We start from the raw sequence: 26,180 nt of genomic DNA, 5'->3' as shown, positions 1-26,180 counted from the left end.
GGTCAGCCCTCGTCCTTCGGCCAGTTCTCGGGGTTGATGCGGCTCGGCTGCACGCGGGGCGGCTCACCCGGCATCTTCGGGAAGTCCGGCGGGAACGGCAGCTCACCGAGGCCGTCGTCGAGGTCGCGCTGCCACCACTCGAGCAGCGTGTCGATGCGCCCGGGCTTCGCCAGCAGGTCGGCCCACGGGTCGCCGATCTCGGCGAGGCGCTTCGGCACGGTCCGCACCGTGAACGCGGCGGGATCGACGCCCGCCTCGAGCTCGTCCCAGGTGAGCGGGGTGGAGACGGTCGCGGTCGGCAGAGCCCGCGGACTGTAGGCGCCCGCCATCGTGCGGTCGCGATTGGCTTGGTTGAAGTCGATGAAGATGCGCTCGCCGCGCTCCTCCTTCCACCAGTTCATGGTGACCTTGTCGGGCATCCGCCGCTCGAGCTCGCGTCCAGCGGCGATGACCGCGTGGCGCACCTCGAGGAACTCCCACTCCGGCTCGATGGGGCAGAACACGTGGATGCCGCGGTTGCCGCTCGTCTTGAGGAACGCCGTCAGACCCGCCTCGGCGAGCACGTCGCGCAGCGCGGGGGCGACGGCTGCGGCATCCGCGAAATCGGTTCCCGGCTGCGGATCCAGGTCGATGCGCAGCTCGACCGGGTTGTCGGTGTTCGCGGTCAGCGACGCCCAGGGGTGGAAGACGATGGTGTTCATCTGCACGGCCCACACCGCCGCGGCGATCTCGGTGAGGATGATCTGCGGATGCCGCCGCCCGCTGTTGTACGTGACGGTCTGCGCTTCGACGAACGCCGGAGCGCCCTTCGGCGGGTTCTTGGAGTAGAATCGCTCGCCCCCCACGCCCTCCGGGAAGCGTTCGAGAGACACCGGCCGGTCGCCGTTGGCGGCGAGGAACGGCCCCTGCACGGCGATGAGGTACTCGGCGAGTTCTTGTTTGGTGATCCCCAGTTCGGGCCAGATCTCGCGGCGAGGATTCGAGATTCCGACTTCGCGGTCTCCGTCCGGACCGGGAACGGTGAGGGTGATGCGCTCCGACGCCATGGTCCGACGCTAGCGGGCACCCGCGACAGAGGCCACCCGCCCGCGGGCTCCGCCCCGGCGAGTCGAGGGCTGTCGAGCCGGTCGGCCACGCCGGTGCCGGTCGTTCACACGGCACGAGGTGTGCGAGATTCAGGAGACACGCAGCCGGGGCATCCGTGCTCGCCGGTGACGCCGGCGTGTCTCCTGAATTCTCGACGGCCGCGCGCGACGTCGCTCAGCGCTCGACGGGGAAGACCATGTGCGTCACCCGCGTGCTCGGGATGATCGTCGTCGGATCGCCCAGCCGCACCGCCGCCGGGTCGACGTCGGCGAAGTAGCGGTGGCCGCTGCCGAGCACCACCGGCACGAGGTCCACCGCCACCTCGTCGACGAGCCCGGTGCCGAGCGCCTGGCCCGCGACGGTGCCGGCGGCGAGTGCGACCGCCCGGTCGCCGGCGATCTCCTGGGCACGCGCGATCGCGGCCTCGATGCCGTCGGTCACGAAGTGGGCGTTACCGGTGCGGGCGTGCGCCCAGTCCGTCGGCGCCTCGTGCGTCAGCACGACGTACGGCACCCCCAGCGGGTGCTCGCCCTTCCAGCCGTCGGTGATGTCGAACAGCAGCCGTCCGACGACGAGGCAGCCGATCTCGCCGACCCACTCCCGCCAGTAGTCCGCGCTCGCGGGTGTCAGGTGGAACGACGCGGGCTCGCTCGCGGTGACGACCTCGACGTCGCCGGCCTCGTACCAATCGAACAGCCGGCCCGGGTCGTTGTTCTCGTGGGCGACGAAACCGTCGAGTGACATGGATGCTGAAGCCACGACCTTGCCCATGGCTCAGCTCTCCCCGGCGAGCATCTTCTCGAGCTTGTCGTAGCCCTCGCGCATACCGCGCTCCATGCCCTCGGACTGCATGTTCTCGAGCACCTCGATGCTCGAGAACACACTGCGGTCGGCGATCCGCGACCTGCCGCCCTCGAGCGTCTCGAAGCGGATGACGTCGATGCTGACCTCGTCGGGCCAGCCCTCGTACTCGAACGTCTGGATGATCAGCTCGTTCTCGCGCACGGTGTGGAACACGCCGCGGAACGCGTACTCGCCGTTGGCATCGCGCTGGACGAAGCGGTAGCCGCCGCCGGTCCGGAAGTCCCAGTGGGTGATCTCGGTGCGCTCCTCGCCGGGTCCGATCCACTGGCCGAACAGCTCGGGGTCGGCGTGAGCGCGGAACAGCGCCTCGACGGGTGCGTCGAATTCGCGGGTGATGTCGGCGTACGACGTACCCGGAACGGCTTCGATGATGAGGGGGTTGCTCATGATTCCTTCTCCTTCGTGTCGGTCGTGTGCGAGGGGTTCTCAAGCCTGGTGAGCGGTGGCGGCGGACGAAGCCCCCGGCTGGGGCGCGACCGCGGTCGCGAGCAGCGTGTCCAGCCGGCGGTACGCGCGCTCGGCGTCGAGTCGGTAGCGGTCGATCCACGCGGTGAGCTGCTCCAGCGCCGCTGCGTCGAGATGGACGGGACGGCGTTGCGCGTCGCGGGACCGGGTCACGAGCCCGGCGTCTTCGAGCACCTTGATGTGGCGCGACACGGCCTGCATCGTGATCGCGAACGGCTCGGCAAGCTCCCCCACCGTCGCCGGCCCGCGACTCAGGCGCGCGATGATCGCACGGCGCACCGGGTCACCCAGGGCGACGAACGCCCGGTCCAGCTCCTGATCGTTCATGCTCAACAGAATCCTTTATCAACGTTTATGTTGAATAGGATACCCGCATGTAGGCGCGTGTCAACCATCAAGCCGCCTCTCGATCCGAGGCGGCGCGAGAGCCGTCAGTGGGTCAGGTCGAGCACCGGGCCGAGGTCGTCGCGGGTGAGCCGGATCCAGGGGCCGGCCGGATCGACCACGACGCCCGTGATCCCCTCGTCGCTGGTGAGGGCGCGCGACAGCTGGGCCGCGGTGATCGGCGCCGCGTTGTCGCCGCGGCCCATGACGGCGACCTCGAGCGGGTGCGAGTAGATCTCGAGGAAGCGCGCGCCGCTCCCGTCGCGGCCCTCGGCGAGACCCGGCGCGCCGTTCGCCGCCGTGCCGACGGCGACCCACAGCGGCACGCGGGTGAGCGCCTCGGCGACCTTGGCGCCGATGTCGGGTGTGCGCTCGGCGGCGAGCAGCGTCTTCACGGTGAGCTGCGGGTCCGCCTGATCGACGGCGCGCTGGAGCAGCTCCTTGGGCAGCACCGCGCGCGAGGGCGCCGACGCCGGGTCGATGATGATCCCGTCGTACGTACTTCCCAGCACGTGCCGGAGCACCGTCAGCACCGGCTGGCCCATCGCCGAGGTGTCGGTGTCGCCGTCGGCCTTCAGGCTGGCCTGCAGCGCCGCTCCGCTCGAGAACACGAGCGCGAACGTGCGCTCGCCCGCGTTGGCGACCGCGAGCGGCAGCCCCTTGCCCTCTGCGAGGAGGGTGCGCGCGTCGCCCTTGACCCGCAGGAAGACATGTCCCTGCATCAGCTGTCGCGCGACATCCAGCAGCGCCTGCGATTGCGGTGCGTCGCCGACGCGGCCCAGCGCCGCCCGCAGCAGGACGTTGTCGCGGAGGCCGGGTACCGTCTCGGTCGGCTCGGGCGCCGTACGCATCCACTCGCGCGTTCCGACCCGCGGGCGGGGCCCCGTCGGCATCGGCTCGTCTCCCCGAGGCGCGCCCTCGGGACCCGCAGCCGGCGTGGGTGCGGGTGACACCCCGAGCCCCCCGAACGACGAGACCGAGATGGACACGCCGGCTGCGGCATCCGCATCGGAATCGCCTGCGGGCACGCTCGCATCGGCGCCCTCGACGGCCGCGACACCTTCGTGCTCGGGCGCGGCCGCACCGGCGGGCGCCGCATCGCTCACCGACGGAGCGTCGTGGGTGGGGTCTGCGCCGGCCGTCGTCTCCTCCGCCGGCGACGACTCGGGGGACGGCGTCGACTGCTCGGCGGGCTTCTTCGGACGGCGCGAGAACAAGGCCATTGTGCGAGCCTAACCCGCCGCTCCGACCTGCTCGCCGAGCCGAGTCGCCGAACAGGCCCCGCGGTCATCCCAGCGCCGCAACCCCCGCAGCGATCACGCCGATGCCGACGGCGAGAAGGGATGCCGCCAGCACGACGACGCCGGCCCACAGCAGCGCGATCGCACGCCCGGGCCGCTGCGGGTCGCGTCCCAGCACCGAGAGGAAGAACCCGCCCGGGATCAGGATCGCGCTCGCGAGCACCCCGACCGACGCCCACTGCCACGGGAGCGCCGCGCCCGCCGCCGAGGTGAGCAGCAGGCTCACCAGTCCCAGCAGTACGAGCACGCCGGCATGGGCATGGCCCGCACGGAAGAAGGCCTTCTGCAGGTCGTTGAACGGCAGACCGTGCGATGCGATGCGCAGCAGGAAGGTGCCGCCCGACATCACGCCGATGACGGTGAGGATCGTCGCGCCGGCGACGATCGTGAGGACCGGGTACATGATGACCTCCGTTGGATAGTTATGCTCTCCAGTATTGGATAGCTATACTATCCAGCACAAGACCCCGGAGGATCGCCATGAAGATCTCGGAGCTGTCGGAGCTCAGCGGCGTCCCGGTCGCCACCGTGAAGTTCTACATCCGTGAGGGCATGCTGGCCCGGGGCGAGGCCCTCTCGGCCACGCGCGCCGAGTACGGCGACGAGCACGTCGCGCGGCTGCGGCTCATCGCCGCGCTGGCCGACGTGCGCGGCCTCCCGCTGGCGCGGGTCCGTGAGGTGCTCGCGCTCATCGACGCCCCGCTCGACGACGCGGTGGAGACCCTCGGGCGCGCCGTCGGCGCCCTTCCGCCCTACGTCGACGGCGGGAAAGAGGATTACCCGCGCGCCCGGAAGGCCATCGCCGAACTCGGTCTGACCTACGACGCCGACTTCACCGCGGTGGCTCAGCTCGACGAGGCGCTGCGCGCCCTGGGTGCGGCGGGATTGGATGCCTCCCCCGCCGCCCTCGCCCGCTACGGCGCCGCGATGCGCCAGGTCGCCGCGGCCGAGGTGGCGCCGATGGCGGGCATGTCACCCTCAGAGGCCGTGACGTACGCCGTGCTGGGGACGGCGATGTACGAGCCGGTCATGCTCGCGCTTCGCCGCCTGGCACACCACCACCTGCTCGCCGAGCGAACCGCAAACGACCCGGTTGGTTGAACGAGTGAAGCGCGTCGCGATGCGTCGAGCCACTCGTGTGCGCCGGGTGCGCGCGTTTCGTCTCGCTCGTTCCTCGCTCGCTCAACGACCGACCGAGGAGTACCGGTCGTTGAGCGAGCGAAGCGAGACGAAACCACGCGCCCCGCACCTCAGATCGCCGGCTGCCTCGTCGGCGCGAGCCGCCGCGTCAGAGCTTCGAGATCGGGGCGATCTTGATCAGCAGCTTCTTCGGACCCGCGGCGTCGAACCGCACGTGCGCCACGCGCTTCGCGCCTTCGCCGGTGACGGCATCCACTCGTCCCTCACCGAAGTCGTCGTGACGGATGCGGTCGCCCGGCGCCAGCTCCATGTCGCCGTTGTCGCGCACCTTGGAGGGGATCTTGTTCGCGAAGCGCTCGAGGTTGCCGGCCGGCTCGCGGCGCGCGAGCGGCACCAGGTCGTCGCCGTAGCGCCGCCCTCCCGAGCCGCCGAATCCCGAGCCCGAGCCGGAGCCGCGCCGCGCGTTGAGTGCCCGCGACTGGGTGCCGCCGCGGGAGTTCACGTCGCCGGGCGACTGCCGCCAGTGGAGCAGCTCGTTCGGGATCTCCTGCAGGAAGCGGCTCGGCATCGCCACGGTCACCTCGCCGAATTGCGCGCGCGTCATCGCGAGTGAGAGGTACAGGCGCTTGCGGGCACGCGTGATGCCGACGTAGAAGAGGCGCCGCTCCTCCTGCGGACCGCCCGGCTCACCCGCCGAGATGCGGTGCGGGATGAGGTCTTCCTCGACGCCGGTGACGAACACCGCGTCGTACTCCAGGCCCTTCGCGGTGTGCAGGGTCATGAGCGACACCGAGCCCGAGGCGTCCTCGAGGTCGTCGGCATCGGACACCAGCGCCACCTCGGTGAGGAAGTCGAGCAGTGTGCCCTCGGGGTTGTTGCGTGCGAATTCGCGGGCGACGGCCACCATCTCGTCGAGGTTCTCGATACGCGCCTCGTCCTGCGCGTCTTTGCTCGCCCGCAGCGCGTCGTAGTAGCCGCTCTTGTTGAGCAGCAGCTGCAGACCGTCGGCGACCGCGGTCGGGGGCGCGAGCTCTCCCGACGCGGGAAGCATGATCTCGGATGCCTCGGCCAGCACCGCGTCCAGATGCGCGATGGCCGCTTGGATCTTGGGCCCGACTCCCAGCGCCGACGAGTTCGCAAGGGCGTCGCGGAACGTGATCTGCTGGTCCGCCGCGTAGCGCGAGATGGTCTCGATCGTCACATCGCCGATGCCGCGACGCGGCCGGTTGATGATGCGGCGCATCGCCATCTCGTCGGCGGGGTTCGCCACCGCCACGAGGTACGCCAGGGCGTCCTTGATCTCGGCACGCTCGTAGAACTTCGTGCCACCCATGATCTTGTACGGCAGGGCGGAGCGGATGAAGATCTCTTCCAGCGCACGCGACTGCGAGTTGGTGCGGTAGAACACCGCCACCTGCGAGTAGTCGACGCCCGCCCGGTGCAGCGCCTCGATCTCGTCGGCGACGAACTGCGCCTCGTCGTGCTGCGAATAGCCGGTGAAGCCGATGATCTTCTCGCCCTCGCCGACGTCGGTCCACAGCCGCTTGTCTTTGCGGTCGAAGTTGTGGCCGATGACGGCGTTCGCGGCGGAGAGGATGTTCTGGGTCGAGCGGTAGTTCTGCTCGAGGAGCACGACCTTGGCGCCGGGATAGTCCTTCTCGAACTCGCTGATGTTGCGGATGTCGGCGCCGCGGAAGGCGTAGATCGACTGGTCGGAGTCGCCGACGACGGTGAGCGAGGCGCCGTCCTCGGCGGCCGGCTCGGCCTCGAAGATCATCATGCCGCCGGATCCGGCCATCGGCGCGGCATCCGATCCCGGCGGCCGGGTCAGCTCGTGGATCAGCGCGTACTGCGCGTGGTTGGTGTCCTGATACTCGTCGACGAGCACGTGACGGAACCGACGGCGGTACACGTCCGCCACCTGCGGGAAGGCGCGGAACAGGAACACCGTCTGCCCGATGAGGTCGTCGAAGTCGAAGGCGTTCGCCCGCTGCAGCTCGCGCTGGTACGCGCCGAAGAGCTCGACGAAGACCCGTTCGGCAGGGTCGCTCATGTTGGCCGTGCGGGCGTAGGACTCGGCATCCGCCAGCTCGTTCTTCAGCTTCGAGATCTTCGACTGCGTGGCCGCGGGCGTGAGCCCGAAGGCGTCGGCCTCGTGCTCTTTGACGAGCCGCTTGATGAGCGCGCGGGAGTCTCCCGAGTCGTAGATCGTGAACGACTTGGTGAACCCGAACTGCTCGGCCTCGCGGCGGAGGATGCGCACGCACGCGGAGTGGAACGTCGAGATCCACATGCCGCGCGCCGAATCGCCCACCAGATGCTCGACGCGCTCGCGCATCTCACCGGCAGCCTTGTTGGTGAAGGTGATCGCGAGGATCTGGCTCGGCCACGCCTCGCGGTTGCGTAGCAGCGACGCGATGCGGCGGGTGAGCACGCTGGTCTTGCCCGAGCCCGCGCCGGCGACGATGAGCAGCGCCTGGCCGCGGTAGGTCACGGCCTCGCGCTGCTGCGGGTTGAGCCCCTCGAGCAGGTCTTCGTCGGAACGCGCGCCCACGTGCGGCGCAGCGCCCATCGGGTGGGCGGCGTCGAGGACGATCGGACGAACGGTACCCGCGCCCGGCGCGGTCGGAATGGCGTCGGTCATGTCCCACCAAGTCTAGGTCGCCGCGCCGACACCGGCCGGGCGGGCTGCCGGCCTCGCAGCCACGGACGTGGGCACGCCGCAGCTCACGAAAGACGGGATGCCGTGGCCTTCAGTCGCCGCATCGCCTTCGGGACCTCATCGAGGCGTTCCGAGGCCTCGTCGCGGGCCACCTCGGCGATCCTGTCGTACGCGTGCGACAGCTCCCCCGCGCGCCCGGCGAGGGATGCCTCATGATCCACACGCTGTGCGAGCAGCATGGCGTCACGGTGGGCGCCGAGCGCATCGTGGATGTCGTCGCCGGCCTCCACGAGTTCCTCCATCTCCTTCGTGGACAGCCCGGGAGCGCCGTCGCTGACGGCTTCCGCCACGTACCGCAGGCGTCGTGCGGACTTGCGGAGGGCGTGATAGCGCGCATCCGTTCCGTCGAGGCGGGAATCGGCCTTCTCCACGCGACGTGCCTGTCTCGCCACCGCCGCGGTCAGCACCTCCGCGGCCTCGCGATCGGGCTCGACGGGATTCGCCGCATCCACGAACTCGCGCAGCAGCCGCGCGCGCTCCTCGGCGCGCGGAGAGGCTGCGAGTTCCACCAGCCGCTGATGAGCCCCCGAGTAGGCCTCCTGCTCGCTGCGGATGAGCCGCCGCTGCACGTCCGGATCGTCGATCCCCGCCCGCTCCAGCATCTCGGCCGCGACCTGGGCGCGCACCTCGATGTCGCGCACGACGCCCAGTTCCCGCCCCCACTCTGCGTAGGCCACGCGCACGCGCTCGGCCGCGCGGGCGTCCAGCGCGTCTCGGAAGCCTCCGAGCACGCTGCGCAGGCGCCTCACGCGCACGCGGTGCTGATGTACACCGTCCGGCTCGTCGGCGACCGCGGCCGGCAGTGTCGCCTCGACCTCATCCGCGGCGCGGTGCACCATCTCGCCGAGCACCTCGCCGAGCGTCGGGCTCCCCTGGGGTTCTTGCACGTCCCGAGCTTAAAGATGCCGGCCACGTCACGCGATCTTCATCCTCTCCCAGAGCGATCACGCCCCGAATGCTGCGGTAGCGGCTCAGAGCAGGCGGCGCGCCGAAGCCCACGCCGTCAGCTCATAGCGCGACGACAGCTGCAGCTTGCGCAGCACCGCCGACACGTGCGACTCGACCGTCTTCATCGAGATGAACAGCTCGGCGGCGACCTCCTTGTAGGCGTAGCCGCGGGCGATGAGCCGCATCACCTCCTGCTCGCGCGCCGACAGGCGGTCGAGCTCGTCGCTGGTCGCCGCTGTCTCGCCGACTGCCGCCCCGAACGCATCGAGCACGAAGCCGGCCAGACGCGGCGAGAACACCGCATCGCCCTCGGCGACCGCGTGCACCGCCTGGCTCACCTCCGCACCCGACGAACCCTTCGTGATGTAGCCCCTGGCACCGGCGCGGATGACGCGCACGACGTCTTCCGCGGCATCCGACACGCTCAGCGCCAGGAATCGCGTCGTCGGCACCACGGGGCCGGCCGCCCGGATCACCGCTTCGCCGCCGGCGGCCTCGGGGCCGGTTGCGGTCGCCCCCTGCCCCGACGGCAGGTGCACGTCGAGCAGCACGACGTCGGGACGCGTCGCCTCGATGACGGCGACGGCGGCCGCCGCGTCGGCGGCCTCGCCGACGACGTCGATCGACGCGTCGAAGTCGGCGCGCAGGCCGGACCGGAAGATGGAGTGGTCGTCGACGATCACGACGCGAACCCGGCCATCAGCCACGGCGCACCTCCGATGCAGCACCCGGTGAAGAGCCGGAAGCGGTGGGGTTCGGGCGGCCGGCAACGGCGCCGGACGCGCCCGCGGAACCAGATGCCGCGGCCGCCCCGAACCGCAGGTGCACCTCGGTGCCGCCGCCGGCCCCCCGACGCACGGTGGCCGATCCTCCGGCGCGGCGCATGCGGCCGAGGATCGATTGACGGATGCCGAGCCTGTCGTCCGGCACATCCTGCAGGTCGAACCCGGGGCCGCGGTCGCGCACGTAGACGTCGACCGCGTTGGCGTTGCCCTCGATGTACACCGAAACGTCGCCGCCGGCGTGGCGCGCGGCGTTCAGCATCGCCTCGCGGGACGCCGCCGCCACCTCGCCGCTGGCGCGCTCGGCCGGAAGCCCGGCCGAGACGACGTCGATGCGCACCGGATAGTCCAGCTCGAGGGCCGCCGCGTAGTCGCGGAGGTCGGTCGAGAGGTCGCTGTCGGCGGCGGCATCGCCGTCGTAGAGCCACGCCCGCAGCTCGCGCTCCTGGGCGCGGGCGAGCCGCGCCACCTCGCTCGACGCGCCCGCGCGATTCTGGATGAGTGCGAGCGTCTGCAGCACCGAGTCGTGCAGGTGCGCGGCCATCTCGGCGCGCTGCTCCTCCCGGATGCGCCGCACGCGCTCCCCCGACAGCTCACGCCACTTGTCGATCAGCATCGACGAGTAGACCAGCGCGATCCCGATGAGCGGCATCAGCGCATAGACGAACCCGGCGACCCCGACCTGCTGCAGGGTCGTCAGCTGGGCGAGCAGCAGCACGATGAGCACCACGGTGACGACGATGCGCACGACCGCCTCGTGCCGCGGGCCCCGGGCCGGATCTCGGCGATCGACGAGCGTCGCCCAGGCGCCCGCGGCGACGGCGAGCGCGGTCGCGATGAACACGCCGCCCGTCCAGCCGGGCATCGACGTCTGCGCCATGCCGTTCCCCGAGAACAGCGCGATGGCGGCGACCGTCGCGACCGTGGCGGCGATCGCCGCGCCCGTGAGGATCCACGCCACCGGTGCACGGCGCGTCGGCACCCGCAGCGGCGCGCTGCCGAACGCGGGGTCGGGCGCAGGGGCAAGCGCGGCGTCGTGCGCCGGGTGATCTGCACCGCCCGAGGCCACTGCCCCGCCCGTCGGGCCGGCGTCCGGCCCGGTGCCGGGCTCGGCGTCGTCCCAGGGCATGAAGAGCCACAGCCACGCGTAGAGCAGCACTCCGGCGCCCGAGACGAGCGTGAGCGCGACGAAGCTCGTGCGCACGAGCCAGACGGGCCACCCCAGGTGGCGGGCGAGTCCGGACGAGACCCCCGACACCACGCAGTCCCGCGGCCGCCGGAGCGTCGGTCGCTCGAGCGCCGCCGTCGGCCCGCCTCCAACCTCACCGGCAGCAGCGCCGCCAACCCCGCCGTCCGCCCCGTCCACGACAGGCGGCGAGGTCGCGGGGACCGCGGCGGGCGGGTTCGAAGGCATGCCGCCATCCAATCACCGCCCTCCGCCCCCGACCACACCCGGGCGCGAGGATCAGGGAAGGGTCAGGGGATCACCCCATAGCGGGCGCCTGCCGGCGGCGGCCAGGGTGGAACCATGACCGACACCACCTCCGCTCCCCCCGCCGACCCGGGACCGCCGCCGCCCGCGCCACCCGAGGCGCCGCACGCATCGGACCGGTTCTTCGACTGGGTGCGCGGGCTGGGCATCGCCCGCGGCGACGCCTGGCTCGGCGGCGTGTGCGGCGGACTCGCCGCGCGCCTGCGGATCGACCCCATCATCGTGCGCGGCATCTTCGTGGTCGTCGCACTGCTCGGCTTTCCGGCCCTGCTCGTCTACGCGATCGCCTGGGCGCTGCTGCCCGACACGGATGGCCGTATCCACCTTCGCGAGCTCTTCCACGGCCGGTACGACCAGGCGATGACCGGCGTCTTCATCCTCGCGGCCGTCGGATTCGTCCCGGTGGTGCCGTGGCTGCGCAACGTGCTCCTCTGGCCCGTGTGGGCGCTCACCGGCTTCGCACCGTGGGCGTGGGACGGCGGCGCCGCCGGCGTCTCGGCGCTCGATGTGCTCGGCTTCCTGCTGGGCGTCGCCCTCATCGGTGGACTCGTGTTCCTCATCGTCCGGTCGGCACGCGCCGACCGGTCCCCCTGGGCGGCGGCGCAGAAGGCTTCCGCGCCGCCCGTCCCCCCGGTCGCACCTCATTCGGGTGACGGTGCGACCTCTCCCTTCGCGGCAGCCGCTGCAGGGGCCACGGACTCGGCCGGTCGGGCGCCGGCCGGGTCCGTGACGGGAGATGCGACGACGGATGCCTCGGCCACGGCCGCCGGCGCACCGGCGAACGACGCGCAGGTCGCCGACTGGCGCGCGCGACAGGAGGCGTGGCGCACGCAGAACCAGGAGTGGCAGCGCAGCCAGCAGGACGCCGAGCGCGCGGCTCGCGAGCAGGCGCGCCGCGAGCGGGAGGCCGCCGGCACCGCCTTCGCCCGTGAGGCGGAGGAGCGTCGCCAGCTCCGTCACGCCACACGGCCGCGCACGAGCTTCGCGTTCGTCCTCACCGCGCTGGGCGCCGCGGTCGTGGCGGGTGCGCTCGCGGTGCTCGCCACCGCGTCCACGCCGTTCGCCGGTGCCATCGGCGTTTTCACCGCCGCCCTGGTCACGGCTCTCGCGATGGTCGTCGCGGGCATCGCGCGCCGCCGCAGCGGCTTCCTGACCGCCGTCACGATCGTGCTGCTGGTGATCGGCGGATCGGTGGCGGCGGCATCCGGTCCCGACCGCTTCGCAGTGGGCGATGTCAATCTCGGCACCGCCAGCTACGAGCAGGTGCTCGTACAGCCCTTCGGCAGCACGTTCATCTCGGTCAGCCCGCTGTCGGAGTCCGAGGACGTCCGCGCCGGCGGCGTCGTCCTCACCAAGGGCATCGGCGGCACCGACATCGAGGTCTTCCCGGGCACCGTGCTCGAGCTCGACGCGACCCTCGGCGACGGATCCGTGGTCTTCGAACGACTGCCCGGGTCCGACGGCGGCGACGTCGAGTCGGGCACGGTGAAGCCCGGCAGCGACGGCACCGTCGACTGGCGCGTCAGCAACGACGATCCCACCACCGACGCCGTCACGACGCAGCACATCACCCTCGACCAGCGCACCGGCTCGGTCCGCGTCACGATCTACGAGAAATGAGCCCCGCCATGAGCACTCCTGAGACTCCGGATGCCGCGCCCGGCGCCGACGCCCCCGCCCAGCCCGCCCACACCGACCCCGTGGACACGGCGGCCACCGCCGTCCTGCCGCCGCCCTACGTCGACACCCGGCCACCGGCCTGGCAGGCGCCGGCGCAGACGGCGGTGCCCGAGCGGCCCGCGCCCGCGGCATCCGTGGATCTCACCGGCCCGCGCATCCGCTGGGCGGGAATCGTGTGGGGGCTGGTCCTCGCCGCGATCGCAGCCACTGCCTTGTGGATCCTCCTCGATCCAGCACGACAGGCGGTGCTCACGTCGTGGCTCGTGGGGCTGAACCCGGCGACGGCGATCGCCATCGCCGTCCTTCTCCTCGGCATGTTCGCGCTCATCACGGGCGTCGTCGGCATCGCCCGCCGCGCCCAGCGCGGCCTCGAGCGTCGGCGCGCGTCATCCTCTCCCGCCCGAACCTGACCCCCGAACAGGTCAACCGCGCCTCTACAGGACGTTGAAACGAACCAACCTCCTGTAGAAGGCCGGTTGACCTGTTGAACGGAACGACAACCAGCCCTGCACCCGGCCTCACACCGGGTTCGCGGCATCCGATCGAGAGAATCGACCCGTGCGCACCCTCCTCAACGTCATCTGGCTCGTGCTGTCGGGCTTCTGGATGTTCCTCGGCTACCTGCTGGCGGGGGTGCTGCTGTGCATCCTGATCTTCACGATCCCGTGGGGCATCGCCTCGTTTCGCATCGGCCTGTACGCGCTGTGGCCCTTCGGCCGCACCGTCGTCGACAAGCCGGGCGCCGGCGTCGGATCGTTCCTCGGCAACGTGGTGTGGGTGATCCTCGCCGGCTGGTGGCTCGCGATCGGTCACATCGTGACGGGCGTCGCGCTGTGCATCACGATCATCGGCATCCCGCTGGGCATCGCGAGCTTCAAGCTCGTGCCGATCTCGCTCATGCCGCTCGGCAAGGACATCGTCCCCGCCGACCTGGTCCGCGCCGCTTGAGCGGACGTCCGCCTGAGCGGCGGGACTACTCCCCCGGCAGCCAGGCCTCGATCGCCTCGACGACCTCGGGGGCGTCGGGCTTGGTCTGCGGCGCGAACCGCTTGACCTCGCCCGACGGGCTGACCAGGAACTTCTCGAAGTTCCACGTGATGCGGCCCTTCTTGCCGTCGACGTCGGGCGTCGCGGTCAGCTCCTGGTAGAGCGGATGGGCGTTGCGGCCGTTGACCCGCACCTTCTCCGCCATCGGGAAGGTCACGCCCCACGTCGTCGAGCAGTACTCCGCGACGGCCTCTTCGCTCGAGAGCTCCTGCAGGAACTGGTTGCTCGGGAAGCCGATCACGATGAAGCCACGGTCGGCGTAGGCCTTCTGCAGCGCCTCGAGCTGCTCGTACTGCGGAGCCAGCCCGCACCGCGAGGCGACGTTCACGACGAGCGCGAGCCGGCCGTCCGTGAGCTCGCCGAACGTGGTGGTCTCTCCGTGGATCGTGGTGACGGGGATCTCTTCGAGGGTCATGCGTTTCCCTTCCTTGCCGTTCATGAGGCGACGGATGCCGCGCGCGCGTCGTAGCCGCGCATCGAGGTGCGGAGCGTCCGGAGTGTTCCGATGACAGCCTCGGCGTCGGCGGGCGTGACCTGCATGGCCTCCGCGACGCAGCGCTCGATATGGCCGAGTTCGCCGCGCACCGCCAGGGCGTGCGCGGTGGCGGTGATCCGCACCGAGCGACGATCCGTCGACCGGTGCTCGCGGTGCAGATACCCCATGCGCTCGAGCCGCCCGACGAGTCCCGACACACTGCTGGCGTCGAGGCACAGCGCCTCGGCGAGCTCGCCCGGCGAGACCTCGTCGCGCTCCCACACGATCGCGAGCACCATGAGCTGCTGATAGGTCAGCCCCCACGGCTCGAGCAGGTCGCGGTAGAGCTGCAGGGTCGTCTGCATCGACGTGTACAGCGCGAAGCACACCGACGATTCCAGCGGGGTCGCAGTCGTCGTCATCATGGCCAAAGCTTTGCATACAAACTATTGGCATACAAGAGATGCCGACCGATCGCCGGAAGTCAGACCGCCCACCGAAACGCGTTCGCGCCGTGCACCCGGAGGTGCACGGCGCGAACGCGGTGGATCCGGCGCCGCCCAAGGGGCGGCGCCGTGGGATCACTCGGCGGCGAGGCTGCTGCAGCCCTCGTCACCCGAGCCGACGCAGAGCACGAGGGTCTCGGCGTCGACGAGCGCCTCGGGCACCTGGAAGCTCCACACGAACGTGTAGGACTTCTCCGGCGTCATCGGCACGTCGACCGAGCGCTGCGACACGGCCTCGGCCGAGAACGACTCGTCCTCGGTCGAGCGCAGGACGGGCGCGACGTCGACGTCCGAGAGGTCCTCGTCGGTGACCCACTGGGCGACGTTGACGGTCACCCACTGGTTGCCGGCTTCCGGCTCGTCCAGGACGGCAGCAGCGCTCTCGTCGGGGACGATGCTGCTCCAGACCTCGAGCTCGGTGCCGTCCGCGCCGACGCGCTCGCCCGCGGCTGCGGGCTCGGAGACCGACGACTCGACGACCGACGATGCGGCCGACGTGGACGTGGGCTCGGGCTCGGCGGTCGACGCGCAGCCGGCGAGGAGAAGGCCGGAAACGGCGGCGATGGACAGGAGTGCTGTGCTTCGTGAGCGCATGGGAAATACCTCTTCGAATCGTTTCGGGGGATCTTCCCAGAATAGTCCTTCGACGCGGGTGCTCGAGACAGGACGGTGCCGTACCCCCTCCTTCGGGAGGGAACGTCGACCGGCCGCTACGGTGCCGCAGGCGCGTCGCTGCGCGCCTCGGAGCTCGTGCGGGCAACCGCTCGCCTGCGCCGCCAGGGCAGTGCCAGAGCGGTGCCCACGACGAGCAGGACGGCGCCGAAGGCGGCCGCGGCCCAGGGAGTGGCATCCGGGATCTCGAGGTAGGTCGTGATGCCGAGGATGCGGGCCAGGCCCCAGGGCAGCAGCCCCATCTCGTCGTTCCACAGCGTGAGCGCCGTCTCGAGGCCGACCAGTCCCACGACGGCCGACGGGATCAGCAGACCGGCACCGACGGCGGCCAGCACGAAGCCGGTGGCGCGGCGCGCGCGTACCTGCGCCGCCAGCGCCCACCCGGCGGCGACGAACACCCAGACGAACAGCGCGAAGGCGACCGCGATATAGGCGGTGCGCAGCACCGGGTCGGTCCAGAACGCGAACCAGTAGCCGCCCGGTCCCGTGAACGACAGCGCGAACAGCGTGACGATGCACCGCAGCATCACGACCCCGCCGACCGCGGCGATGACCGGCCACGGCGACCGCCGCCAGACGAACAGCCGCACCACGAGGGCGAAGACGACCCACGCGCCGATGGTGACGGCGACGTGCGTCCACGACAGGAACGACGTCTGCACCGCCCGTGTGGCGACCAGCAGCGCGGCCGGCACGATCAACAGCAGCCAGCGGTCGAGTTCGAGCAGGCCGAGCGTCGACTCCCGCGCCCGCCACGGGCGGGTCGAGGCGATCCACGTTGCGCGCGCCGCGGCGGCGCCGGGCCGCGCGACCAGGCGTGTCCGGGCGGCGAGCATGCCGATGACGACCCACGCGAGCGCGAGCAGCAGCAGGCCACGTGCGAGCCACGCCATCGTGAGGTCGCGCTCCGCGCGCTCCACACCCAGCTGCGCGGCCGTCAGGTTGAACGCGGGATAGTCGATGTCGCCCTCGTACCGCTCGAGGTGCGCGGCGGCGAGCGCCTCGTAGTCGGCACGGTCGGCATCCCACCGGGCATACGCGTCGGGCGAGAGGGTGTCGTGCCACTCCCCCTGGTGGAGGATCATCGCGCGATACGCCTGAAGCAGCCGCAGGGTGTCGAGTTCGTAGTCCAGGGTGTCCACGAAGGCGTCGCGCATGTCGGGCGAGCGCCAGGTCGCGGCATCCGTCCCGGTCACGAGATCCCGCATCCGCTCGACGTCCGCGACCGCCTGCGCACCGCCGGCGATCGCCGCGTCGATTCCGCCGGCACCCGCCTCGACCGAATCAGCACCGGCTTCGGCCGTACCAGCACTGTCGCGCACGATCGCGTAGAGCACGTCGAGCACGGCGGAGTCGCCGGTGAGGATGTCCCACTCGAAGATCCACATCATGGGCGGCGGCTCGAGCCCGATGGCGAACACCCGCTTGTCGGCGAATTGCTCGATGTACATCCCCTGCGCGATGGCGTCGCGCGAGAGCGCCATGGCCTCGGTGATCGCCTGCACCGTCGCGGGGTCGTCCGAGAACCACTCCCGCGCCCAGTCGGCGTTCACCTCGGCGACGTCAGTCTCAGGGTCTTGGGCGAGGGCAGCCGCCACCTGGGTGTTCAGCTCGTAGAGCTGCCAGAAGCCCGACTTGAGGTAGAGCGACATCGGTCCGGCGCGCCAGGGTCCGCCGTCCTGCGTCCACACCCAGACGCCCTCCACGCGGTCGTTCGCGGCGAGCAGCTGCTGCAGCGCCGCCTGGTACTGCGGGCCGAGATCGTTCGCGAAGGCGCCGAAGTTCTCGAACTCGCGGCGGCTCTGGAACTCGACGATGCGCCGCTGATCGCCCTGCTCGAGCGTGTGGTTCAGCGGCAGCCACGTGTAGAAGTCGCCGAGGGTGTACTTCGTCGACACGATGAGCGCGGGCGAGTCGATGCCGTCGAGCACGGCCTCGTACGACGCGTCGTTCGTGTGCATGTCGCCGACGGCGCCGACGCCGACGCTCCACGTGCGGAAGATGACTTCGCGATCGGATGCCTCGGCCTGCGCCGTGAACGCCCCGAGCATCGTCCGCACCGCGTCGACGGTGGTGACCTCGAGCGCGGAGTAGTAGTCCCAGCCGCCGACGTCGTAGACGGGTCCCGCCTCGCCGATGCGGATCAGCACGCCGTCGAGTGCGGGCACGGCCTCGTACAGCTCGTCGAGGCCGGCGGCGTAGACGTCCCAGAACTCGGGGTTCTCGGTGTCGAGCGATCCGAAACGGTCGATGAGGTAGCGCTCGAGGGGTCCGGTGAGGGCCAGCATGTCGGTGCGCAGGAACACCTTCACGCCGAGCTCGTCGGCGCGCTCCCAGAACGGCGCGAAGGCCTCGCGGAGGGCGAGCGCCTTGTCGCGGTGGTCGTCGCCTTCGGGATAGACGGCGCCGTCCGGCGCGTCGTCGAACGTGACGAACTCGACGAAACCCGGGAATGCCACGGCGTTGATGCCGTTCGCGAGCGAGTGGCGCAGGAATCCGTCGAAGTCCTCGAACGCCGCGGCGAGCGCGGTCTCATCGATGTACGGCGCCTCGGGCTGAATGACGGCGGCGAACGCCTTGGATGCGTGCGAGTAGTCGTCGCCCGACTCCCATTCGGCCGGGTCGGGCGTCACGCCGACGGCTCCCAGGTCGCTCATTCGCAGCGGCAGACGGGATGCCGCATGCGTGCCGAGCAGGTCGGTGAGAGGCTGTGCGGCGCGCACCCGGCCGGCGAGGTCGTAGATCGCCCGTGTGGCGCCGGCCTCGCTTTCCGCCTGGATGCGCAGGGCTGCGGCGTCGCCGTCCAGCGTGTACCCGTCGGCCTCGTCGCCGGCGTCCGCACCGAGGATCTCGACGGCGAGGGATGCCGTCCCGGCGCGTGCGGGTGCGTCCGCGACCGCGTCGAGCAGCTCGTCCATCGCGACGTCGACGCGCTCTGTCGTGGGCAGGTCGACGGCGGTGATCTCGGGCGGGGCCGCGGCATCCGTCGCAGCAGCAACCACGGGCGCTTGGGACTGCATCTGCGCAGCCGGCTCGGTGCGGATGCCGAGCGCATCTCCGACCACGAACGCGACCCCGGCGCCCATCGCCAGCAGGACGATAGCCGTGACGACAGCGAGGATGCCTCGCCGTCGCGCCGTCGTCATCCTCTGATCCTAGGTGTGCGTTATCGGCGCTCCCGACAGACCGCCGAACACGTTGTACACCCGTTGCGAGTCACCCGCCGACTGATGACGGATGCCGCGACCCAGGGCCGCGGCATCCGTCATGCTTCGTCAAGCCCCGGTGGCTGAGCCTGTCGAAGGCGCTTCGACAAGCTCAGCGACCGGACGGCACAGGCCTAGCTGCTCTTGCGCATCGCCCGGATGCCGACGGCGAGGCCGACCACCGCCAGCACGATCGCGGCGACCCAGCCCCACAGCACCGTGATGTCGCCCAGGTCGCCGGCGAACAGCGCCCGCTCGGCCTGCACGACCCAGTTGATCGGGTTCACGGTCGAGATCGCGCGCATCCACCCGGGTGCTTCGTCGAGCGGCAGCAGCATGCCCGACAGGATCAGCAGCGGGAAGATCAGCGTCTGCTGCACGCCCCAGAACAGCCACTCGCGGTCCTTGGTCTTCAGCGCCAGCGTGTACGAGAGCGCGCCGAGCCCGATGCCGAAGACCGCCAGCAGCGCGAGGCCGATCACCAGCCCCGGGACGTTGATCGTGAATCCGAACGGCCAGGCGATGAGCACGATGATGAGCGCCTGCACGATGATCGGCACGATCTCCTTGAGCGCCCGGCCGACCAGCAGCGACGACCGCGCCAGCGGCGCCACGAGCGTGCGCTCGTGCGAGCCCGTCATCATCTCGTACTGCAGGTTCGACCCGGTCGCGCCGGTGCCGAACAGCACGATCATCACGAGTACGCCGGGCACGAACCACTGCAGGGTCTCGCCCACCGGCTGGCCCGACGAGCCGACCAGCAGCGGCGCGAACAGCCCGAGGAACACCAGCGGCTGCACGAGGCTGAAGATCAGCGTGAACGGGTCGCGCATCGCGGGCTTCAGCTCGCGCGTCAGCACGTTCCACGTGTCGCGCGCCGGGTTCGCCCGTACCGCGGTGTCGGGCCGGGTCTGGATCTGGGCGGTCATCGGTTCGCTCCTGTCTTCTCGGCCGCCACGTCGGCGGTTCCGGATGCCTCGGCCGAGGCATCCGTGTTGTCATCTGCTTCGTCGGGCTCACCCTCGCCCTCGCCCGCTTCGCGCAGGGTGCGGCCGGTGAGCGCCAGGAAGACGTCGTCGAGCGTCGGCGGCACGCCGGTCGCGGTGCGGACCGTGAGCCCCGCGGCGTCGAGTGCGCGCACGGCGGCGGGGAGCAGCGCGTCGCCCTCGGGTGCCGTCACGGTCACGAAGGTCTGCGCTACCCCTTCGCCGGTTTCCCCTTCGCCGGTTTCCCCTTCGCCGGCTGCCTCTTCCCCGGTCCGTCGCACCTCGCGGTCGATCAGCCTCTGCACGACGGAGACGGCGGCTGCGGCATCCGTCTCGGTCGCGAAGCCGAACGTGAGCACGTCGCCCGCGAGCTCGGCCTTGAGCCGCGTCGCGGTGTCGTCGGCGATCACGCGTCCGCGGTCCATGACCATCACGCGCTCGGCGTAGCGGTCGGCCTCCTCGAGGTAGTGCGTGGTGAGGAAGACCGTCGTGCCGTGCTGCGCGCGCAGGTCGATGATGTGCTGCCACAGGTTGGCGCGGCTCTGCGGGTCGAGCCCGGTCGACGGCTCGTCGAGGAAGAGCAGCGGCGGCGCGTGCATGAGCCCCAGCGCGATGTCGAGCCGGCGCTTCTGCCCGCCCGACAGCTGCTGCACCGACCGCGTCGCGAAGCCGGCCAGGTCCAGCGACTCGATGAGCTCGTCGGCCCGGGTGCGCGCGGCGGCCTTCGACATGCCGTAGAACGCGCCCTGGCTCAGCAGCTCGTCGCGGGCACGCTGCGAGAAGCTGCCGCTCGTGAGCTGGCCGACATACCCGATGCGGGCCCGGACGTCGGCGGGCTGCTTCAGGATGTCGAAGCCGACGACCTTCGCCGTGCCCGCGGTCGGCGGAATCAGGGTGGTGAGCATGCGCAGGCTCGTCGACTTGCCGGCGCCGTTGGGTCCGAGGAACGCGACGAGCTCGCCGCGCGCCACCTCGAACGTGAGGTCGGTCACGGCCTCGACGGTCTTGCCTTTCACGGTGAAGCGCTTGGTGAGTCCCTGCGCTTGGATGATCGATTCGTTCGCCATGACCTCAGGTTAGGAACCAATGCGGACAGTTCCGGTCCGCAATCTAGGGCAATCTTGAATCATGTCCGATACGACGACGCGAGCGCTCTCGCTCCTGAACCTGCTGCAGACCCACCGCCACTGGCCCGGCTCCGAGCTGGCGGACCGCCTGGGCGTGACCGAGCGCACCGTTCGTCGCGACGTGGAGCGGCTGCGTGACCTGGGCTATCGCATCGAGTCGTCGCCGGGTGCCGCAGGCGGCTACCGCCTCGAGGCCGGCAGCGCGGTGCCCCCGCTGCTGCTCACCGATGAGGAGGCCGTGGCCATGGCGATCGGACTGCGGGTTGCGGCGTCCCAACGGCTCGTCAGCGGTCCCGAGACGACCATCACCGCCCTCGCGAAGCTCGAGCAAGTACTCCCCGCTCCCCTGCGCCGCCGCGTGGCGGCGCTGGCCGAGGCCGTGCAGCCGGCCGGCCTCAACGCGGGTGCGGCCGTCTCGGGAGAGGTGCTAGGAGAACTCGCCCTGGCCACGCGCGACCACGAGCGGGTGCGCTTCGTGTACACCGCGGCATCCGGGGAGGTCACCCATCGCCGTGTCGAACCGCACGCGCTCGCCCCCGCCGACCGCCACTGGTACCTGCTGTGCTGGGATCTCGAGAAGGAGGACTGGCGCACCTTCCGCGTCGACCGGCTGGCGGATGTCGAGCACACCCGCGTGCTGTTCGAGCCGAAGCCGCTCACGCCCGAGCAGATCGAGGAGTTCATCTTCGTCGCGCGATCGTGGGTGCGCCAGGCGGTGGAGGCGGACGCGGTGATGGAGCTGCCCCTCGAGACCATGCGCGACTACTTCGGGCAGTGGGGTCAAGGCGCTTCGGATGAGGGCGATGGCCGCACCCGCTGGCCGGTCGGTGGCGGCGACTTCCGCGAGACGATGTACGGCCTGTCGTGGATCCCGGAGGGCGTCGAGTACACGACCGACCTCGCCTCACCCGCCCGCGAGCAGCTGCGCGAGACCCTGGAACGGATGCTGCGCGCCCTGGACAAGCCCGCGCCACCGGTGCCGCCAGAGCGCGTGAAGGAGCGAGAGCGGCAGCTGCCCGCGTGAGTTGGCAGGTCGTTGAGCGAGGGAGCGCCAGCGAGCGAGCGAGAGGAAACGCCCCTGGCGTTCCGCATAAGTAGAGGCGTTCGTCTTCGCGCGCCAGAGCGCCCTCCGCTCAACGACCGTCAGCAGGCTGGGGCCCTCGGTCGTTGAGCGAGCGAGCGCCAGCGAGCGAGACGAAACGCCCCTGGCGTCCCGCAGAAGTAGCGACGTTCGTCTTCGCGCGCCAGAGCGCCCTCCGCTCAACGAACGTCAGCAGGCTGGGGCCCTCGGTCGTTGAGCGAGCGAGCGCCAGCGAGCGAGACGAAACGCCCCTGGCGTCCCGCAGAAGTAGCGACGTTCGTCTTCGCGCGCCAGAGCGCCCTCCGCTCAACGAACGTCAGCAGGCTGGGGCCCTCGGTCGTTGAGCGAGCGAGCGCCAGCGAGCGAGACGAAACGCCCCGGACCAACGAGCAACCTCGCCCACCGGTTCCTGACCGTACGGCGCCTCGACACGCTCAACCTCCTCGTGAGCCGAAACACCCCAACCCAGCCGTCGACCCGTGCCGCGGCAACCACCACCGCATCTGAATCTCTGGGGGTCGGCGCACGGGGCGCGAACGTCGGGGTCTACGCGGACCTCGCGCGTCTCAATTCATTGAGCAGGAGCCGGTTGGGCTCTCGCCATCGTCGTTGCGGGTCGACCCAGCCAGGTGGTCGCACGTGAGGCACGCCGTCGACCATGCGGATCTCCCAACCGCTGGTCTCGATGCCGCGATGATGGTGCCAACACAGCAGGACGCCGTTGTCGACGGAGGTCGGGCCACCCTTCGCCCAGTCGATGACATGGTGCACCTCGCACCAGGCGGCGGATACGGTGCAGCCCGGGATGACACAGCCACCGTCGCGGGCGCCGATCGCCTTGCGCTGCCAGTGGTTGAACACGCGGTCTTCGATGCGGAGCGCTTTGATCGCGCCGTTCGCCGCAAGAGTCACGCGGTGCATCGTCCCGTGGCAGCCGACGTGCCGGGCGAACGACGCCGGAACCGGCACGGGCCCGGCCGCGCTCTCGACGAACGCAACACCTTTCGGCGTGGCCAGGTCTTCCTCGGTCGTCGTGATGATCAGAGTCGGTGCGGCACCGCCCAACGTGGGAGTCTCGGCCGCGCCGGCTGCCGCCGACAGGATGGACGCGAACGCATCATGGCGCTTCTGGTCGATAGTGCGCGGATCCGGCACGCAGTCGTCGGGCACGCCGTCAGCCTCAGCCTCTGCATCGACGAACCGCGGCCCACGGTCCTGCACACGCGGGTTGAGGTGCGCGTCCACGAGCCGGTCGAACTGCGCCGCGACGTCGTCCGTGACATCGCCGTAGATCCGTCGCAGTCCGCGACGCGACAGTCGGCTGACGCGGATCCCACGCATCCGCTCCGAGTACTCCTCATCGGGGAGTGCACCATCCGGATCGAGGAACAACGCCCACGTGGTCGCCATGACCTTCAATTCATGGATGCCGCACGCCGGCGCCTCGGCATCGCCCACCGCGGCTCCCACGAGCTCGAACTCGGCAGCCTCGAGCTCGTCGACCGAGCACCGCCCCTGGAGGGGCCGCAGTGCGTCGACGATCGTGGTCAGCGCATCGGCGCTGAGCCGCCCCGCCGCAAGTGCCGCACGCGCATGCTCAAGTGGTGCCGGGCGTGTCTGCCCCGTCAGCGTCATCCTGCCGGTGATCGCCTTCGCATCTCGCAACCGTGCCCGCGCTGTCGCGGCGGACACCAGCGTCGTCCGCTCCACGATTTCCTGCGCCGATCCGCACCCGAACTGTGCAGTGATGGCATCGTCTCCGAACTCCGAGTCGGCGCGTCGCCCGACCTCTCCGGCGAGCGCAAGGCGCGCAGCATCCGTGATCCGTCCCAGCCGTTCGACGACACCCAACGCATCCACGAGCTCGCGGTTCGACAGGGCCCGGTGCGCCTCGCCGCCGAGCGCCGAGCCGAGGGTGTCGCCGAGCAGATCGGCGATGCCCTCGAGGTCGGCGAGCGGGAAGTTCATGTACCCATTCTGGTGAGGGGTTCCGACATCCGTAGCACCTCAAAAGACCAGGTCAGAACTGGTTCTGTGGACAACCTCAAAACCACCGACGAAACCCCCACCTGTGGAGGAATCGCTGCTGAACGCCTCCCCCACATCACGCGAGATGCCCCGCTCGACCACCGCCTCGGTGTTCCGCTTGAGCGCTGCACGATCCTGCGAGCGCGGGCGTCGCGCGACCCAGCGCTCGCAGCAAACTGCCACCCTCGTCGCACGCAATGGCGCGCAGCGTCCTCGGCCCCAAGCGCGAACGCCGCCCCGCACCCTGCCGCGATCGGTCGCGCTACGTTCGTCCCATGACCGACGACATCGCCGCCCAGCTCGCCCGCGTCCAAGCTGAGGAGGCCGAGGTGGTGCTCCCCCGCTTCGATGTGACGGATGCCTGGACCCTCGGCTCCCGCATGCGCGAGGCCGCTGCGGCCGCCGGCCTGCCGATCGTCATCGGCATCAGCCTCGGCGAGGCGCGGGTGTTCCACACCGCGCTGCCCGGCTCGAGCGCCGACAACGACGGCTGGCTCGATCGGAAGACCCGCGTCGCGCGGCGCTACGGGCGCTCGTCGTTCGGTGTCGGGCTGTCGTTCCGCGCCGCCGGCGGCGACTTCGACAACGACGCGCGCCTCGACACCACCGCGTACGCAGCGCACGGCGGCGTCTTCCCGATCACGATCGCCGGCGTCGGCGTCGTCGGAACCGTCGGCGTTTCCGGCCTGCCGCAGGCCGACGACCACGCGTTCGTCGTCGAGCAGTTGCGGGCGTGGCAGACCGACGCGTCGTAGTCCGGTTACCTCGGGGCGTTGAGCGAGGGAGCGTCAACGACCAACACGAAACGCGCCAACCCCGCAGCCTCGTCAGGCTTGCTGTCCCCCGAGGGTGACCGAGATCGGGTCACCCAACGAGCCGTCCGGCTGTTGAATCTGGTACGTCATCGTGACGGAAGCGAAGCCCAGCGAGATATGAACAACCGGATCGTCGCCCGAGTGCGCGGTGCTGACGGAGGTCACGGCAGCATCGGCCAGCCGCAGAGTGAGGTAGTCGCCGATCATCCCGTTGCGGCGGACGGACAGCAGCACCTCAGCGAACCGCTTGCCACGCGCGCAGGCATCGAAGAGGCGCGGAGTGGCCGAGTCGAAGCGGAGCACCAGCATGATGTCGGACAGCTCCGCCTTGCCCACCCGACCTCCCCCGCCCGCCCCGCCGGATGTCGCGTGGGAGACCACCCAGCTCCAGTTCAGGACCTCGATCGACCCCGGATGGCGATCGTCTTTCACCTCACCGGGAATCGACGGAATGGTGAGGAACTGCTCGTCGGACATCGGATGCGCCCCTTCGCCGATCGCCCCCGGCATCATCGCTGGGGACTCCGACGATTCCACTACCCCTGGCAGACCTCAAGAGCGTCGAGCTCGCCCGACCGCAAGACGGCAGATCCCCGCTGAGAAGAGCCGTGCACTGCTCAGCGGTTTCTCACCCGCACCCCGCCGCCCCCGTTCGTCTGCTCGAACGTGAAGCGATCCAACTCGCGAAGGAGTTCCGACAGCTTCGCATAGCCCCAGTTGCGGGGATCGAAGTCGGGAAGCTGCTTGCGGATCTGCAGTCCCACCGCCGACAGGTTCGCCCATCCGTCGTCTCCCGACGCGGTGCCGATGCTCTGACGGATCGTCGACAGGAGCTTCGTGTCACCGCGGAGTTTGTTCCCCGGCACGCGTGTCACGACTGCGGCGACCGCTCCGGCATCCGGCTCCACTCCCGTATCCGGCTCGACCAACACGTCCAGGTATGTGAAACGGTCGCAGGCATTGCGGAACGCCTCCGGCGTCTTCCGCTCGCCGAACCCGTACACCGTGACCCCGTCCTCCCGGATCCGCGACGCGAGCCGCGTGAAGTCACTGTCTGACGACACAATGCAGAAGCCGGTGAACCGCCGCGTGTACAGAAGATCCATCGCGTCGATGATGAGCGCGCTGTCGGTCGCGTTCTTACCGACCGTGTTGTCGAACTGCTGCATCGGGTGGATGACGTGCTCGCTCGCGGCATCCTTCCATCCCCGTAGGTTCGCTTTCGTCCAGTCGCCGTACACGCGCTTCACGGAGGCGATGCCGTACTGCGTGATCTCGGTGAGTACCGCGCCGATCCGCGCAGGTGACACGTTGTCAGCGTCGATGAGGACGGCGAGGAGATCGTTGGGTTGCGCCACGGCTACAGCATGGCA

Annotated in this window: 25 protein-coding genes; 6 read left to right on the top strand and 19 right to left on the bottom strand. The window is 70.5% G+C overall.

The genetic code is table 11. The annotated features are described in order from the left end of the window. Positions 1-2: 2 nt before the first annotated feature. The 6 genes from ligD to ABG085_RS04575 all read right to left on the bottom strand — a co-directional run bounded on the left by ligD (position 3) and on the right by ABG085_RS04575 (position 4,503). Positions 3-1,046, bottom strand: coding sequence for a non-homologous end-joining DNA ligase (ligD, locus tag ABG085_RS04600; RefSeq protein ID WP_347978250.1), 1,044 nt, complete (start codon positions 1,044-1,046; stop codon positions 3-5). A 214-nt stretch (positions 1,047-1,260) separates the two neighbouring features. Next, positions 1,261-1,857, bottom strand: a complete 597-nt coding sequence (locus ABG085_RS04595) for a dihydrofolate reductase family protein (RefSeq protein ID WP_347978249.1) — start codon at positions 1,855-1,857, stop codon at positions 1,261-1,263. A gap of 3 nt (positions 1,858-1,860) precedes the next feature. Further along, on the bottom strand, positions 1,861-2,337 hold the full coding sequence (locus tag ABG085_RS04590; RefSeq protein WP_163617979.1) for an SRPBCC family protein: 477 nt from the start codon (positions 2,335-2,337) through the stop codon (positions 1,861-1,863). Positions 2,338-2,376: 39 nt separating this feature from the next. Then, entirely contained in the window at positions 2,377-2,742 is a 366-nt protein-coding gene (locus ABG085_RS04585; RefSeq protein WP_347978248.1) for a metalloregulator ArsR/SmtB family transcription factor, read from the bottom strand. 104 nt (positions 2,743-2,846) lie between these two features. Beyond that, on the bottom strand, positions 2,847-4,022 hold the full coding sequence (locus tag ABG085_RS04580; protein ID WP_347978247.1) for an SseB family protein: 1,176 nt from the start codon (positions 4,020-4,022) through the stop codon (positions 2,847-2,849). 64 nt (positions 4,023-4,086) lie between these two features. Further along, positions 4,087-4,503, bottom strand: coding sequence for a hypothetical protein (locus ABG085_RS04575; RefSeq protein ID WP_347978246.1), 417 nt, complete (start codon positions 4,501-4,503; stop codon positions 4,087-4,089). Positions 4,504-4,580: 77 nt separating this feature from the next. Between ABG085_RS04575 and ABG085_RS04570 the strand changes: the two genes are divergently transcribed. Then, entirely contained in the window at positions 4,581-5,201 is a 621-nt protein-coding gene (locus ABG085_RS04570) for a MerR family transcriptional regulator (protein ID WP_347978245.1), read from the top strand. A gap of 187 nt (positions 5,202-5,388) precedes the next feature. On the opposite strand, the gene ABG085_RS04565 is transcribed toward ABG085_RS04570, so the two are convergent. From ABG085_RS04565 to ABG085_RS04550, 4 genes are all read right to left on the bottom strand, one after another. Beyond that, positions 5,389-7,884, bottom strand: a complete 2,496-nt coding sequence (locus tag ABG085_RS04565; protein WP_347978244.1) for a UvrD-helicase domain-containing protein — start codon at positions 7,882-7,884, stop codon at positions 5,389-5,391. A gap of 83 nt (positions 7,885-7,967) precedes the next feature. Then, the gene (locus tag ABG085_RS04560; protein WP_347978243.1) at positions 7,968-8,849 is read right to left on the bottom strand and encodes a CHAD domain-containing protein; all 882 of its coding nucleotides are present in this window, start codon (positions 8,847-8,849) and stop codon (positions 7,968-7,970) included. Between the two features lie 84 nt (positions 8,850-8,933). Beyond that, on the bottom strand, positions 8,934-9,617 hold the full coding sequence (locus ABG085_RS04555) for a response regulator transcription factor (RefSeq protein WP_347978242.1): 684 nt from the start codon (positions 9,615-9,617) through the stop codon (positions 8,934-8,936). Beyond that, positions 9,610-11,106 (bottom strand): PspC domain-containing protein, encoded by a 1,497-nt coding sequence (locus ABG085_RS04550; RefSeq protein ID WP_347978241.1) that lies wholly within the window; start codon positions 11,104-11,106, stop codon positions 9,610-9,612. Before ABG085_RS04550 ends, ABG085_RS04555 begins: the two co-directional genes overlap by 8 nt. A gap of 114 nt (positions 11,107-11,220) precedes the next feature. Here ABG085_RS04550 and ABG085_RS04545 point away from each other — a divergent pair, with 114 nt between their 5' ends. The 3 genes from ABG085_RS04545 to ABG085_RS04535 all read left to right on the top strand — a co-directional run bounded on the left by ABG085_RS04545 (position 11,221) and on the right by ABG085_RS04535 (position 13,812). Next, positions 11,221-12,804 (top strand): PspC domain-containing protein, encoded by a 1,584-nt coding sequence (locus ABG085_RS04545; protein ID WP_347978240.1) that lies wholly within the window; start codon positions 11,221-11,223, stop codon positions 12,802-12,804. Between the two features lie 8 nt (positions 12,805-12,812). Then, positions 12,813-13,274: a hypothetical protein gene (locus tag ABG085_RS04540; RefSeq protein WP_347978239.1), complete on the top strand. Its 462-nt coding sequence runs from the start codon at positions 12,813-12,815 to the stop codon at positions 13,272-13,274. A gap of 148 nt (positions 13,275-13,422) precedes the next feature. Then, positions 13,423-13,812: a YccF domain-containing protein gene (locus ABG085_RS04535; RefSeq protein ID WP_347978238.1), complete on the top strand. Its 390-nt coding sequence runs from the start codon at positions 13,423-13,425 to the stop codon at positions 13,810-13,812. 25 nt (positions 13,813-13,837) lie between these two features. On the opposite strand, the gene ABG085_RS04530 is transcribed toward ABG085_RS04535, so the two are convergent. The 6 genes from ABG085_RS04530 to ABG085_RS04505 all read right to left on the bottom strand — a co-directional run bounded on the left by ABG085_RS04530 (position 13,838) and on the right by ABG085_RS04505 (position 20,823). Further along, positions 13,838-14,326 (bottom strand): glutathione peroxidase, encoded by a 489-nt coding sequence (locus tag ABG085_RS04530; RefSeq protein WP_347978237.1) that lies wholly within the window; start codon positions 14,324-14,326, stop codon positions 13,838-13,840. Positions 14,327-14,346: 20 nt separating this feature from the next. Next, complete coding sequence (locus ABG085_RS04525; protein WP_347978236.1) at positions 14,347-14,811, bottom strand: MarR family transcriptional regulator; 465 nt, start codon at positions 14,809-14,811, stop codon at positions 14,347-14,349. Between the two features lie 156 nt (positions 14,812-14,967). Further along, entirely contained in the window at positions 14,968-15,486 is a 519-nt protein-coding gene (locus ABG085_RS04520) for a hypothetical protein (RefSeq protein WP_347978235.1), read from the bottom strand. A 116-nt stretch (positions 15,487-15,602) separates the two neighbouring features. After that, complete coding sequence (locus tag ABG085_RS04515) at positions 15,603-18,710, bottom strand: hypothetical protein (RefSeq protein ID WP_347978234.1); 3,108 nt, start codon at positions 18,708-18,710, stop codon at positions 15,603-15,605. 194 nt (positions 18,711-18,904) lie between these two features. After that, the gene (locus ABG085_RS04510; RefSeq protein WP_347978233.1) at positions 18,905-19,699 is read right to left on the bottom strand and encodes an ABC transporter permease; all 795 of its coding nucleotides are present in this window, start codon (positions 19,697-19,699) and stop codon (positions 18,905-18,907) included. Continuing rightward, positions 19,696-20,823 (bottom strand): ATP-binding cassette domain-containing protein, encoded by a 1,128-nt coding sequence (locus tag ABG085_RS04505; protein WP_347978232.1) that lies wholly within the window; start codon positions 20,821-20,823, stop codon positions 19,696-19,698. The genes ABG085_RS04510 and ABG085_RS04505 overlap by 4 nt, the downstream gene beginning before the upstream one ends. A gap of 61 nt (positions 20,824-20,884) precedes the next feature. Between ABG085_RS04505 and ABG085_RS04500 the strand changes: the two genes are divergently transcribed. Beyond that, complete coding sequence (locus ABG085_RS04500) at positions 20,885-21,907, top strand: YafY family protein (protein ID WP_347978231.1); 1,023 nt, start codon at positions 20,885-20,887, stop codon at positions 21,905-21,907. A 603-nt stretch (positions 21,908-22,510) separates the two neighbouring features. Here ABG085_RS04500 and ABG085_RS04495 read toward each other — a convergent pair. After that, positions 22,511-23,932, bottom strand: a complete 1,422-nt coding sequence (locus ABG085_RS04495) for a DUF222 domain-containing protein (protein ID WP_347978230.1) — start codon at positions 23,930-23,932, stop codon at positions 22,511-22,513. A gap of 335 nt (positions 23,933-24,267) precedes the next feature. On the opposite strand from ABG085_RS04495, the gene ABG085_RS04490 reads away from it, so the two are divergent. After that, entirely contained in the window at positions 24,268-24,747 is a 480-nt protein-coding gene (locus tag ABG085_RS04490; RefSeq protein WP_347978229.1) for a heme-degrading domain-containing protein, read from the top strand. A gap of 72 nt (positions 24,748-24,819) precedes the next feature. Here ABG085_RS04490 and ABG085_RS04485 read toward each other — a convergent pair whose 3' ends face one another. Next, positions 24,820-25,284 (bottom strand): type VI secretion system tube protein Hcp, encoded by a 465-nt coding sequence (locus ABG085_RS04485; RefSeq protein WP_347978228.1) that lies wholly within the window; start codon positions 25,282-25,284, stop codon positions 24,820-24,822. Positions 25,285-25,424: 140 nt separating this feature from the next. Beyond that, positions 25,425-26,165: an NYN domain-containing protein gene (locus ABG085_RS04480; protein ID WP_347978227.1), complete on the bottom strand. Its 741-nt coding sequence runs from the start codon at positions 26,163-26,165 to the stop codon at positions 25,425-25,427. Positions 26,166-26,180 lie beyond the last annotated feature (15 nt).

It is taken from the genome of Microbacterium sp. ProA8 (genome assembly GCF_039905635.1).
In the GTDB taxonomy this organism is placed as follows: Bacteria; Actinomycetota; Actinomycetes; order Actinomycetales; family Microbacteriaceae; genus Microbacterium; species Microbacterium chionoecetis.
Note: the sequence above shows the minus strand (reverse complement) of the source record. Positions and strands in the feature narration are given on the sequence as shown.

Bases quoted from the DNA above. Each gene is read 5' to 3' on its own strand.
- ligD (WP_347978250.1), bottom strand. From the start codon at position 1,046: ATGGCGTCGGAGCGCATCACCCTCACCGTTCCCGGTCCGGACGGAGAC.
- ABG085_RS04595 (WP_347978249.1), bottom strand. From the start codon at position 1,857: ATGGGCAAGGTCGTGGCTTCAGCATCCATGTCACTCGACGGTTTCGTC.
- ABG085_RS04590 (WP_163617979.1), bottom strand. From the start codon at position 2,337: ATGAGCAACCCCCTCATCATCGAAGCCGTTCCGGGTACGTCGTACGCC.
- ABG085_RS04585 (WP_347978248.1), bottom strand. From the start codon at position 2,742: ATGAACGATCAGGAGCTGGACCGGGCGTTCGTCGCCCTGGGTGACCCG.
- ABG085_RS04580 (WP_347978247.1), bottom strand. From the start codon at position 4,022: ATGGCCTTGTTCTCGCGCCGTCCGAAGAAGCCCGCCGAGCAGTCGACG.
- ABG085_RS04575 (WP_347978246.1), bottom strand. From the start codon at position 4,503: ATGTACCCGGTCCTCACGATCGTCGCCGGCGCGACGATCCTCACCGTC.
- ABG085_RS04570 (WP_347978245.1), top strand. From the start codon at position 4,581: ATGAAGATCTCGGAGCTGTCGGAGCTCAGCGGCGTCCCGGTCGCCACC.
- ABG085_RS04565 (WP_347978244.1), bottom strand. From the start codon at position 7,884: ATGACCGACGCCATTCCGACCGCGCCGGGCGCGGGTACCGTTCGTCCG.
- ABG085_RS04550 (WP_347978241.1), bottom strand. From the start codon at position 11,106: ATGCCTTCGAACCCGCCCGCCGCGGTCCCCGCGACCTCGCCGCCTGTC.
- ABG085_RS04545 (WP_347978240.1), top strand. From the start codon at position 11,221: ATGACCGACACCACCTCCGCTCCCCCCGCCGACCCGGGACCGCCGCCG.
- ABG085_RS04540 (WP_347978239.1), top strand. From the start codon at position 12,813: ATGAGCACTCCTGAGACTCCGGATGCCGCGCCCGGCGCCGACGCCCCC.
- ABG085_RS04530 (WP_347978237.1), bottom strand. From the start codon at position 14,326: ATGACCCTCGAAGAGATCCCCGTCACCACGATCCACGGAGAGACCACC.
- ABG085_RS04525 (WP_347978236.1), bottom strand. From the start codon at position 14,811: ATGATGACGACGACTGCGACCCCGCTGGAATCGTCGGTGTGCTTCGCG.
- ABG085_RS04520 (WP_347978235.1), bottom strand. From the start codon at position 15,486: ATGCGCTCACGAAGCACAGCACTCCTGTCCATCGCCGCCGTTTCCGGC.
- ABG085_RS04515 (WP_347978234.1), bottom strand. From the start codon at position 18,710: ATGACGACGGCGCGACGGCGAGGCATCCTCGCTGTCGTCACGGCTATC.
- ABG085_RS04510 (WP_347978233.1), bottom strand. From the start codon at position 19,699: ATGACCGCCCAGATCCAGACCCGGCCCGACACCGCGGTACGGGCGAAC.
- ABG085_RS04505 (WP_347978232.1), bottom strand. From the start codon at position 20,823: ATGGCGAACGAATCGATCATCCAAGCGCAGGGACTCACCAAGCGCTTC.
- ABG085_RS04500 (WP_347978231.1), top strand. From the start codon at position 20,885: ATGTCCGATACGACGACGCGAGCGCTCTCGCTCCTGAACCTGCTGCAG.
- ABG085_RS04495 (WP_347978230.1), bottom strand. From the start codon at position 23,932: ATGAACTTCCCGCTCGCCGACCTCGAGGGCATCGCCGATCTGCTCGGC.
- ABG085_RS04490 (WP_347978229.1), top strand. From the start codon at position 24,268: ATGACCGACGACATCGCCGCCCAGCTCGCCCGCGTCCAAGCTGAGGAG.
- ABG085_RS04485 (WP_347978228.1), bottom strand. From the start codon at position 25,284: ATGTCCGACGAGCAGTTCCTCACCATTCCGTCGATTCCCGGTGAGGTG.